This window comes from Streptomyces sp. NPDC001450, from assembly GCF_053597295.1.
On sequence record NZ_JBSFHY010000068.1, the window covers coordinates 17,367 to 28,581 of the forward strand.

10 protein-coding genes and 1 pseudogene are annotated in these 11,215 nt (G+C 70.7%); all 11 read right to left on the reverse strand.

Annotated elements, in window-relative coordinates:
* Positions 1-7: 7 nt before the first annotated feature.
* Positions 8-1,282 carry an MCE family protein gene (locus ACWC5O_RS42525; RefSeq protein WP_450587948.1) on the reverse strand — a complete coding sequence of 425 codons (1,275 nt, stop codon included), beginning with the start codon at positions 1,280-1,282 and terminating at the stop codon, positions 8-10.
* The gene (locus tag ACWC5O_RS42530) at positions 1,279-2,544 is read right to left on the reverse strand and encodes an MCE family protein (RefSeq protein WP_450587950.1); all 1,266 of its coding nucleotides are present in this window, start codon (positions 2,542-2,544) and stop codon (positions 1,279-1,281) included. The genes ACWC5O_RS42525 and ACWC5O_RS42530 overlap by 4 nt, the downstream gene beginning before the upstream one ends.
* Positions 2,541-3,659 (reverse strand): MCE family protein, encoded by a 1,119-nt coding sequence (locus ACWC5O_RS42535; protein ID WP_450587951.1) that lies wholly within the window; start codon positions 3,657-3,659, stop codon positions 2,541-2,543. Before ACWC5O_RS42535 ends, ACWC5O_RS42530 begins: the two co-directional genes overlap by 4 nt.
* The gene (locus ACWC5O_RS42540) at positions 3,656-4,822 is read right to left on the reverse strand and encodes an MCE family protein (RefSeq protein WP_450587953.1); all 1,167 of its coding nucleotides are present in this window, start codon (positions 4,820-4,822) and stop codon (positions 3,656-3,658) included. Before ACWC5O_RS42540 ends, ACWC5O_RS42535 begins: the two co-directional genes overlap by 4 nt.
* Positions 4,819-5,859: an MCE family protein gene (locus ACWC5O_RS42545; protein WP_450587954.1), complete on the reverse strand. Its 1,041-nt coding sequence runs from the start codon at positions 5,857-5,859 to the stop codon at positions 4,819-4,821. The genes ACWC5O_RS42540 and ACWC5O_RS42545 overlap by 4 nt, the downstream gene beginning before the upstream one ends.
* The gene (locus tag ACWC5O_RS42550; RefSeq protein ID WP_450587955.1) at positions 5,856-7,112 is read right to left on the reverse strand and encodes an MCE family protein; all 1,257 of its coding nucleotides are present in this window, start codon (positions 7,110-7,112) and stop codon (positions 5,856-5,858) included. Before ACWC5O_RS42550 ends, ACWC5O_RS42545 begins: the two co-directional genes overlap by 4 nt.
* Before the next feature lie 5 nt (positions 7,113-7,117).
* Positions 7,118-7,942, reverse strand: a complete 825-nt coding sequence (locus ACWC5O_RS42555; protein ID WP_450587957.1) for an MlaE family ABC transporter permease — start codon at positions 7,940-7,942, stop codon at positions 7,118-7,120.
* 3 nt (positions 7,943-7,945) lie between these two features.
* On the reverse strand, positions 7,946-8,716 hold the full coding sequence (locus ACWC5O_RS42560; RefSeq protein WP_450587959.1) for an MlaE family ABC transporter permease: 771 nt from the start codon (positions 8,714-8,716) through the stop codon (positions 7,946-7,948).
* A complete protein-coding gene (locus tag ACWC5O_RS42565; protein WP_450587960.1) occupies positions 8,713-9,642 on the reverse strand; it encodes an ABC transporter ATP-binding protein in 930 nt (309 codons plus the stop codon). The genes ACWC5O_RS42560 and ACWC5O_RS42565 overlap by 4 nt, the downstream gene beginning before the upstream one ends.
* Positions 9,643-9,751: 109 nt before the next feature.
* On the reverse strand, positions 9,752-10,744 hold the full coding sequence (locus ACWC5O_RS42570; protein WP_450587962.1) for a sigma-70 family RNA polymerase sigma factor: 993 nt from the start codon (positions 10,742-10,744) through the stop codon (positions 9,752-9,754).
* A gap of 100 nt (positions 10,745-10,844) precedes the next feature.
* A pseudogene (locus ACWC5O_RS42575) lies at positions 10,845-11,215 on the reverse strand (hypothetical protein); the annotation flags it as partial.

An 11,215-nucleotide genomic window follows, 5' to 3' on the forward strand; every position in this document is an offset into this window, starting at 1 on the left:
CCCCCTTTCATGCCATCGGTCCCACGAGCAGCCATTGCCACGACTCCTTTCCGAACACGGTCTGTTCGCCGCCCGTCGAGCCGATGTCGACGGGCGTTCCGTCCGGGCCGGCGGCAGTGCCGGTCTCCGGGTCGTACGGGGTGACGTACACGGCCTGGTCGCCGCCGTGGGCACCGGCCGAGGTGCCGGGGGCGTTCTGCGCACCGCGCACCGAGGTCTTGCTGCCGCGGGGTGCCGTGCAGTGCGCGCCGGTGTTCGCCGGGCGCGTGCCGGTGTCGGCGGGGTCGCGTCGCTGCGTGCCGTAGCCCTGGGTGCACGGCGGCGGGTCGTCGGCGCCCAGGACCAGCCCGAAGTGGGTGGTGCCGTCGCCGGGGATGACGGTGTAGCTGCCCGCGACGTTGAGCGGGAGGGTGACCAGGGCCTGCTCCACGCCGGGCAGCCGTGCCACGGTGACCTGGCCGCCGCTGATGAGGTTGGCCAGCAGGACCGACAGGTCGGGCCCCGTGGACCTCAGCAGCGAGTTGACCTCCTGCGCGGCGGGCGCCGTGTTGCCGATCAGCCTGCGCAGATCCCCGTCGCTCGATTTCAGCTGCGCGGTCAGCGCAGCCAGATCACGGGAGAACGACTTGATCGCCGAGCCCTGGTCGGCCTGCGTCTTGAGCACCTGCCGCGAGTCCTCGATCAGCGACACCGTCTCCGGGAGCGACTCGGAAGCCGACTCGACCAGCTCGTTGCCCGAATCCATCAGGCGGCTCAGGTTCGGTCCGGTGCCGGCGAAGGCCTTCCCCAGCTCGTCGACGGTGGTGCGCAGGTCGTCCTTGCCGACGGAGTTCACCAGCCGGTCGAGGCTGAGGACGAGGTCGGTGACCGGCAGCGGGGTCCGGGTGCGGCTGCGCGGTATCGGGCTGCCGTCGATCAGGTACGGGCCGCCCGAGCGGCGCGGCTGGAGGTCGACGTACTGCTCACCCACGGCCGAGCGGTCGGCGACCACCGCCAGGGTGTCGGCCGGGATCCGAGGCGCGCCGTCCTCGATCTTCAAGGACACCGAGACCCCGGAACCGGTCAGCCGCAGATCGCCCACCCGGCCCACCGGCACCCCCCGGTAGGTGACCTCGGAGCCGGGGAAGACGCCCCCGGACTCGGCGAAGTCGGCGTGCACGGTGTAGCCGCGGTCGAGGACGTCGTCCACCAGGCCCGTGTACTCGGCGCCGACGTACGACACCCCCACGGCGGTGACGGCCGCGAAGGCCAGCAGCTGGGCCCTGACCGTACGTGTGATCACGGCAGTATCCCCTTCAGCATCAGCTCGGCGAGGCCGACGTCGATCCCCTGCGGGAGGCGGTGCGAGCCGTCCCCGGTGCCGTAGGCCGCGGTGCACACCGGCGGGCACAGCAGGGTGCTGCCGTCGGAGGGTGTCGATGGGACAGCGGGCACGGACGGGGTGTCCGGCAGGGACGGGGTGGACGGGAGGGGGGTGGGAGTGGGGACGCTCGGAAGGTCCGGGATCCCGGGCGCCGGGGTGCTCCCGCGCTTGCCCGGCTTGTCGCTGACGTTGCCGTACATGCCCGCCAGGTCCAGGTCGGCGGTGATCTTCAGGTTGACGTAGTCGCCCTTGACGGCGTCCACCACGTTGCGCGGGAACGGGTAAGTGGTCAGCAGCTCAAGGGAGTTGGGCAGATCGTCCCCCGCCTTGTCCAGCTGCTGCAGGATGGGCCGCAGCTTCCTGAGGTTGGCGACGGTGTCGTCCCGCGAGGCGTTGACGACCCTGGTGCCGGTCTTGCCGAGCCTGGACAGGCCCGTGAGCATCTTCGTCAGGTCGCGGCGCTGGTCGGCGAGGACCTTCAGGGCGGGCGGCATCGTGTCGACGGCCTCGGCGATCGTCTTCTTCTCCTTCTTCAGCCGCTCGGCCAGCCGGTCGACGCCCTTGAGCGCCCGGACGATGTCCGCCCGCTGGTCGTCGAGGCCCCCGAGGAAGGTGTCGAGTTCCTTGAGCAGGGACCTGACCCGGCTCTCCCGCCCGTCCAGCGCCTTGTTCAGCTCGACGGTGATCGTCTTGAGCTGGGCCACCCCGCCGCCGTTGAGGAGCGCGGACAGGGCGGACAGCACCTCCTCGACGTCCGGGTTGCGGCCGCTGCGGGACAGCGGGATGCGGTCGCCGTCGCGGAGCCGGCCGACGGGCTGCGTGCCGGCCGGCGGGGACAGCGCCACGTACTTCTCGCCGAGCATGCTCGTCTGCCGCAGCTCGGCGACCGCGTTGCCGGGCAGCTTCACCGAGTCGGCGATCCGCAGCCGCACGCGCGCGTGCCAGCCGTCCAGTTCCACCTTCTCGACCGCGCCCACGGTGACGTTGTCGACCTTGACCGCCGACTGCGGCACCAGATCCATGACGTCCCTGAAGTCGACGGTGACGTGGTAGGCGCGGCCGTCCGCGGCGGCGCCTCCGGGGAGCGGGACGTCGTACCAGCCGTTGAACTCGCAGCCGGTCAGCAGCAGCGAACCGACCGCCGTCCAGGCGGCCACCCGGCCCTTGCGCAGCACACTCATGCCCGGGCCCCCAGGATTCCGCCGAGGGTCTTGTCGACCGTGCCCGTGGCCGCCGGGGCCGTCGGTACCTTGGGCAGGGAGTCGAAGAGCTTCTTCAGCTCGGCGCAGTCGGGGTTCTTGCCACCCTCGTCCCCGGTCGTCTTCAGGAGCGAACAGAGCAGGGACGCCGGGTCCTGCGGTGTCTGCGCGTTGTTGCGGGTGTCGAGGGTGCCGGCGGCGGGGTTGTAGGCGTTCTGCAGGTTCGACAGGCCCGTGGGGGCGACGTCCAACAGCTCCTCCAGTGCGGCCCGTTGGCTGACGAGGACTTTGGTGACCTTGCTGAGCCCCCGCACGTCCGAGGTCAGTGCCTTCTTGTTGTGCTTCACGAAGTCGGACACGTCGCCGAGGGCCGCGCCGAGGTTCCGCAGCGCCGCCGCGAGGTCCCCCCGCTCCCCGGCCAGCTGGGCGGCCACCTCGGCGAGGCTGGTGTTGAAGGACCGCACGCTCTTGTCGTCCGCCGCCAGCGCGGCCGTGAACACCTGGAGGTTGCGCACGGTGCCGAACAGGTCGCCGCGGCCGTCGGACAGTGTCGTGACCGCCTGCGAGAGGTCCTCGACCGTCTGGTTGAGGTTCTCGCCCTGGCCCCGGAGGTTGTCCGCGCTCACCCCGAGCAGCCGCGACAGCGCGCCCTTGTTGTTGGCGCCGTTCGGGCCGAGCGCCTCGGCGGTGGTGTGCAGGCTGTCGAAGATCCGGTCCAGCTCGACGGGAACGGCCGTGCGGGACTCGGGGATGACGTCGCCGTCCCGCAGCACCGGGCCCTTCCGGTACACCGGCAGCAGCTGCACGTAACGGTCGCTGACCACCGAGGAGTTGACGATGGCGGCCTGCGCGTCCGCCGGGACCTTGCGCCCCTGGTCGTACTCCAGCTCCACCCGCACCCGGCCGCCCTCGGGCGTGATCCTCCTGACCTCGCCGATGCGGACGCCGAGGACGCGGACGTCGGAACCGGGGTAGATGCCGACGGTGCGCGGGAAGTACGCCGTGACGCGGACGGGGGCGGGGTGCGGCCACAGGAGGACCGCGAGTGCGACGACGACCGCGAGTGCGGTGAACAGCGCCAGGAGTCTGCGGGTCATCGGGAGCCTCCCGTCCGTGGCGTGACCGGGGCGGCGACCAGGTTCTGGATGTACGAGTCGAACCAGCGGCCGTTGCCCAGGGTGTTGGTGAAGAGCCGCACGTAGGGCGCGAGCAGCCTGACGCTCCGGTCGAGGCTCGCCTGGTTGCGTTCGAGCATCTTCACGAAGGTGTTGAGGTTCTTCAGGGCCGGCCCGATCTCCTTCCGGTTGTCCTCGACCAGGCCGGAGAGTTCGATGCCGAGCAGGGCGCTGCTCTTGAGGAGGTTGTGGATCGCCGTGCGCCGCTTGCTGATCTCCTTGAACAGCTCGTTCCCGTCCGTCACCAGCGCGGAGAAGTCCTTCGTGTGGCCGGCGAGCACCTTGGTGACTCCGTTCGCGTGGTCGAGGAGGTCGCGCAGCGCCTTGTCGCGGGAGGCGACGGTCTTGGAGATCCTCGACAGTCCCTTGATCGACGCGCGCACCTCCTCGGGCGAGTCCTGGAAGGTGACGGAGATCGTGTCCAGCGCCTTCGCGAGCCGGTCCGTGTCGACCTCCTCGGTGGTGGTCGTGAGATCGCTGAAGGCCTGGACGACGTCGTACGCCGACACGGTCCGTCGGAGCGGGATCTCGCTGCCCGGCTTCAACCGGCCGGGCCCCTTCGGGTGCAGGGCCAGGTACTTCGCGCCCAGGATCGTCTTGACCCGGATCGATGCGCCGGTGTCGGTGCCGAACGCCGGGTCGTCCTTGACCTTGAAGGTCACCTTGACGTGGTCGCCGTCCAGGTCGACGTCCTCGACCCTGCCGACCTTGACCCCGGCGATCCGCACCTCGTCGCCCGGCTTGAGCCCGCCCGCCTCCGAGAAAGCCGCGCTGTACGTCTCGCCGCCACCGATCAGCGGCAGGCTGTCGGCGTTGAACGCGGCGACCGTCAGCAGCGCGAGGACGGTGAGGCCGACGGCACCCACGACGACGGGGTTGTGGTCGCGGAACGGCCTCAGGCGCGGCCGCTTCAGCCGGATCCGCGGCAGCTTCGGCGGCAGGATCCGTACCTTGACCAGGGGCTCGGGGCGGCGTGGCTCCCGCCTGGGTAGCTTCGGCGGCCTCGGTAGCCTCGGCGGCAGGATCCGTACCTTGACCAGGGGCTCGGGGCGGCGGCGACGGCGCCGTGCGATGCGCAGGCTCATCCGCCGCACCTCGCCCGTGCCACGTGCAGCTCCGGAGTGAGTACCTGCTTCGTCTTCGGCAGCACGATCCGGCCGTCGAAGTCGCAGAGGTAGAAGTTGAACCACGAGCCGTAGGACGCCGTCCCGGTCAGCTCGTCGAGCTTGTTCGGCAGCCGCTTCAGCACGCCCTCCACGGTCTTCTCGTTGTCGTTCAGCGTTCCGGTCAGGTCGTTCAGACCGGCGATGTCGTCCTTCAGCGGCGGGCGCGCGTCCGTCAGCAGCCCGGAGGTGGCGTCGGCGAGGGCACCGATGTCCGTCAGGGAGTCCCCGATGGGCTTGCGGTCGGCGGACAGCCCGGAGATCACCCGCCGCAGCTGCTTGAGCAGCCCGGAGAAACGGGAGCCGCGCTTGTCGAGCGTCGCCAGCACGGTGTTGAGGTTGTCGATCACCGAGCCGATCAGCTCGTCGCGGTCGGCGAGGGTCGTCGTGAGGGAGGCCGTGTGTGCGAGGAGGCTGTTCACCGTGCCGCCCTCGCCCTGCAGCGTCCTGATGATCTCGGTGGCGAGCTGGTTGACGTCGCTCGGGCTGAGCGCGGCGAACAGCGGCTTGAAGCCGTTCAGCAGGGCATTGAGGTCCAGCGCGGGCTGGGTCCGGGACAGCGGGATGGTGCCGCCCGGCCGCAGCCGGGTCGTGCCGTCGCCCGCGCCCTCGGTGAGCGCGATGTACCGCTGCCCGACCAGGTTCCGGTAGCGGACGACCGCGTGGCTGCTGGTCAGCAGCGGGCGGTCCGCAGTGACGCTGAAGGTGACCTCGGCCAGCGTCCGGTCCTTGATCCGGATGCCCTCCACCTCGCCGACCCGCACCCCGGCCACCCGGATGTCGTCGCCCTCCTCCAGCCCGGTCACGTCGGTGAACACCGCGTGGTACGTGTCCTTCGGGGTGAAGGAGACGTTGACGACGGTCGCGGCGAGCAGGGCCGTCGCCGCGATCGTGACCAGCGCGAAGAGGCTGAACTTGATCAGTGGGGCGGCGGTCTGCCGGGCCCCTGTGGTCCTCATGCGACGCTCACCGCCGTCCCGCGGGCCAGCGGCCCGAACAGCAGGGTCGTGACGGGCGGCACCTCGTCCGCGGGGACGCCCATGACGGGGGCCACGAGCGAGCCGACGGCACGCTGCTCGGCCTCGGTGGCGGACACGTTGACACCTCCGGGAAGCGCGCCGCCCGGACTTCCGGCCGACGTACCGTCGTTGAGATGGGGTTTCGGCCCGGGCACCCGCGGATGGGGCAGTCCTCGGCAGTTCGGCCCGGACCGCTCGCCGTAGCGCGGCTCCTCGCCGGGCCGGTACGCGGCCTGCGGGCGGACGACCTCGAGGGTGATCCGCATCTCGCCGCCCCGGAACGCGTCCTCCGACGCCTTCTCCTGCCGGACCAGGCCCTGGAGCAGACACGGGTACTCGGGGGAGTAGCGGGCGAACAGCTCCAGGGTGGGGCGGGAGACCCGGCCGAGGGTGATCAGCCGGTCGCCGTTCTCGGCGAGGAAGTCGTCCGCGGTGCCCGCGACCGTGGCGGTCGTGCGGAGCGCGGATGCCAGTTGGTCCTCCTTCTCGACGATCGTCCGGCTGGTGGCGACCGTGTTGTGCAGGATCCGCATCAGGTCGGGTGCGGCGTCGCCGTACACCTCGGCGACGTCGGCGAACCGCGAGATGTCCGCCTTGATCGACGGCAGGTGCGGGTTGAGGCGGCGCAGATAGCCCTCGACCCGGGTGAGGTTGTCACCGATCCGGTCGCCGCGGCCCTCCAGCGCGGTGGCGAACGCCGAGAGCGTGGCGTCGAGTTCGCCCGGCCGGACGGTCCGCAGCAGCGGCAGCAGGTCGTTCATCAGCTGCTGCACCTCGATTCCGACCTCCGTGCGGTCCTGGGTGATCACGTCCCCGGCGCGGATCGGCCGAACCGACGACTGCGCAGGGCGGGCGGGCGCCACCAGGTCCACGTACTTCTCGCCGAACAGCGTCTTGGGCAGCAGCCGTGCGTGGACGTCCGAGGGGATGTACGCGACGTACCGGGGCTTGAGCGCGATGTCGAGCGTGGCCTTCGTGCCGTCCGCGTGCACCTCGCGCACCTCGCCGACCAGCAGACCCCGCAGCTTGACGTCGGCCCGTGGATCGAGCTGGTTGCCGAGGCTGTCGGCCTGAAGGGTGATGCGCACGACGGACGTGAACGCCTGCTGGTACACGGCCACCGCGAGCGACAGCAGCAGGGCGAGTGCGACGACGAACGCGATGCCGTACAACCTGAGTCTCAGCACTCTCACCGGCCTCACCCCGCGATTCGTACGGTCGTGTTGGCGCCCCAGATCGCGAGGCTCAGGAAGAAGTCCAGGACGTTGATGGCGACGATCGACGTCCGCACCGCACGCCCCACCGCGACGCCGACACCCGCCGGACCGCCGCTCGCGTAGTAGCCGTAGTAGCAGTGCACCAGGATGATCAGGACGGCGAAGACGATCACCTTGCCGAAGGACCACAGCACGTCCACCGGGGGCAGGTACTGGTGGAAGTAGTGGTCGTACGTCCCCGTCGACTGCCCGTAGTAGCCGGTGGTGATGGTGCGGGCGGCCAGGTACGAGGACAGCAGCCCGATGACGTACAGCGGGATCACCGCGACGAAACCGGCGATCATCCGCGTCGTCACCAGGAACGGCAGGGAGGGCACGCCCATCACCTCCAGCGCATCGGTCTCCTCGCTGATCCGCATCGCACCGAGCTGCGCGGTGAAGCCGGCGCCGACCGTCGCGGACAGGGCGAGCCCGGCCACCAGCGGGGCGATCTCCCGGGTGTTGAAGTACGCCGACAGGAACGCGACGAAGTTGGAGGTGCCGAGCTGGTTGAGGGCCGCGTAGCCCTGGAGGCCGACCTCGGTGCCGGTGAAGAAGGACAGGAAGGCGATGACGCCGACCGTGCCGCCGACGACGGCCAGCGCACCGCGTCCGAAGCTGACCTCGGCCAGCAGCCGCAGGATCTCCTTCTTGTAGCGGCGCAGGGTGCGGCCCGTCCATGCCAACGAGCGCCCGTAGAAGGAGAGTTGGGTGCCCAGCTCTTCGAGGGAGCGCAGCGGGCGTTCGAGGAGTCTCTGTGGTCGCATCGGCTAACCCCTCTGCGGGACGACCTGGAAGTACACCGCGGTCATCACGAAGTTCGTCACGAACAGCAACATGAAGGTGATCACCACGGACTGGTTGACCGCGTCGCCCACGCCCTTCGGGCCGCCCTTCGCGGTCAGCCCCTTGTGCGAGGCGACGATCGCCGCGATGGCTCCGAACACCAGCGCCTTGATCTCGGCCGCCCACAGGTCGGAGAGCTGGGCGAGAGTGGTGAAGGAGGCCAGGTACGCGCCGGGGGTGCCGTTCTGCAGAACGACGTTGAAGAAATAGCCGCCGGCCACTCCGACCACGGACACCAGGCCGTTGAGCAGCACGGCAACCACCATGGACGCCAGCACGCGCGGGACGACGAGCCGGTGGATCGGGTCGATGCCCAGCACCTGCATCGCGTCGATCTCGTCCCGGATCTTCCGGGCCCCCAGGTCCGCACAGATCGCCGTGCCGCCCGCGCCCGCGATGAGCAGCGCGGTGACGATCGGCGAGGCCTCACGCAGGACGGCGAGCACGGATGCCGCACCGGAGAAGGACTGCGCGCCCAACTGCCTCGTCAGGCTGCCGATCTGAAGTGCGATGACGGCCCCGAAGGGGATCGACACCAGAGCCGTCGGCAGGATCGTCACGCTGGCGACGAACCACGCCTGCTGGATGAACTCCCTTGCCTGGAAGGGCCGTCGGGGCAGGGTCCGGAGGACGTCCAGCCCCATCGCGAACAGGTTGCCCGAGTGCCGCAGCGCACCCGTCGGGGAGAGACTCATGCGCCGCTCACCTCCTCCCAGCGCAGCTCGGCCTCCCGTCTCGCGATCGCCTCCCAGCGGGGTGGGCGGGTGATGCCGGGGCTCGGCAGCAGGCGGGGAGGAAGGCCCTCGACTGCGCCGCGCTCGTCGATCTGCGCCAGCTCCTGCTCGACCTGCGCCGCGTCCTTCTCCTCCGCCATGCCGATCGGCCCCTGCATCCGGCCGTTCAGGAACTGCCGTACGACGGGCTCGCCGCTGGTCAGCAGCTCCTCGCGGGGCCCGAACAGCACCAGCTCACGGCGGAACAGCAGCCCGATGTTGTCCGGGACCTGGCGGGCCGAGGCGATGTCGTGCGTGACGATCAGGAAGGTCGCGTCGATCTGCGCGTTGAGGTCGACGATGAGCTGGTTGAGGTAGGCCACGCGCACCGGGTCGAGGCCCGAGTCCGGCTCGTCGAAGAGGATGATCTCCGGGTCGAGCACCAGGGCGCGGGCGAGCCCGGCCCGCTTGCGCATACCGCCGGAGATCTCGCCGGGCAGCTTCCCCTCGGCGCCGATCAGCCCGACCATGTCCATCTTCTCCAGCACGATCCGCCGGATCTCGCTCTCGGACTTGCGGGTGTGCTCGCGCAGCGGGAAGGCGATGTTGTCGTACAGGTTCATCGAGCCGAACAGCGCGCCGTCCTGGAACAGCACGCCGAACAACTTCCGCACCTCGTACAGGTCGTGCTCGCGCAGCTGGGTGATGTCCCGGCCCGCGATCTTGACCGACCCACGCTCCGGCTTCAGCAGCCCGACGAGTGTCTTGAGGAACACCGACTTGCCCGTCCCGGAGGGGCCGAGCATCACCGACACCTCGCCGGCGGGCAGCGTCAGCGAGACGTCCTGCCAGATGACCTGGTGACCGAAGGACTTGGTCAGCCCTTCCACACAGATCTCGACACCCATCCGGTCCCACCCTTCGCCCGTGGAGCAGCTCCGACATCTGCTCTACGGGGAGGGGCGGGGCGTCCGTCGCGGCGCAGGCAAGATTTTTTTCGGACGCGTTGACGGGGGGTTACGGCAGCTTCGGCAGCTTCAGGGAAGGCGTGGGTACGGCGACGGAAACGGACGGTACGGCGGGAGCGCCCGTGACCGACGGGAGCGGCGACACCGAGGGGAGCGACGGCACCGCCGACTCCACCGGCAGCTTTGGCAGCGGAGGCGACGAGACCTCCGGCAGAGGCGGCACGGAGAGAGGTAGGACTGACCGGTCGGTGGGTGACTGGGACGCCGCCCGCCTCGGGGCCGCCGTCGCCGGGGGCCTGGGCGTCTGCGGAGCGCGCACCTGCCGGGTGCTGTCCGTCCGGAGCACCTGTGCCCCGCTGGACACGGCGGGCCGCGGAGCCGGAGCACCCGCGCCACCGACCCCGTCGAGCGCGTACGGCAGCACGAACCCCGCCACCGCGATTGACGCCGCGGTCGAGGTGACCGCCACGGCCTGGGCCTTCCCCGCCCCGCGCGGCCGCCCGCGGCCGAGCAGGAACAACACCACCCCGAGCGTCCCGGCCAGCGAGGCGCGCAGCGTCCGCCGGGCCCGGGCCAGCAGCGACTCGACCGTCCGGTAGCTGAGCCCCATTTGTACGGCGACCTGGCTCACGTCCAGATCCTCGGACTTCAGCCGCAGGGCCTCCGCCTGCCGGGCGGGCAGCTCCCCGCTGCGGACGGCCACCCACTTCGCCTCCGCCCGGTCGCACACCGCCTCCTCGACCGGCACGGGGCCCGGTGCGTGGAGCGTGGGGCTGCCGCTGACCTCGGCTTCCCGGTTGACCTGCCGGTACCGGTCGACGCACAGCCGCATCGTCACGGTGGTCAGCCAGGCGCCGAGGCGCTCGTCATCGAGTTCCGGGCGCTCAGCGGCGCGCAGCATCGCCTCATGGACGGCGTCCTCGGCGTCCTCCGGGCTCATCGACCGGCGACGGGCCACCTTGAGCAACTGCTCGCGGTGGCTCCACATGCGCTGCCAACGCTCGTCGGCGGCCTGTATGTCCGCAGGCATGTCCGTCGCCATGAGGGCCCCTTCGCGCTCACCCACCGGTCGGTGCTTCCGGCGGGTGGCGACATTACCGTCGAGTATCCGCGGTTGTGGAGGGGACGAGGCGCATCGTGTTCTAGCCGTTGCTGGTCAGCGGGCCGGGGTCGGGCAGTGCACCGCCGCCGGGCAGTGTGAGGGTCGGGTCGGGGAGGGGGACGAGCGGCGTCTGCGACGCCTTCGGCACGGCGGGCGTACGGGACGGGGAGGGAGAGGGCGCGGCGGGCGGTGTCGACGGCGCGCGTGAGGGGCCCGGGCCCGGCTTCCGGTCGTCCGACGGCTTCGGCGAGTGCTTCGGGGTCTTCGGGCGGGACGGCTCCGGCCGGTCCCGGGTGGCGCCGGACGCGTCCGGCGCCTCCTCGGCGGCTTCCAGGATCGCGGAGACCGGCTGCTTGATGCCCAGGTTGACGACGTTGTAGCCGTTGTTGGACAGGATGATGTCGACGAGGT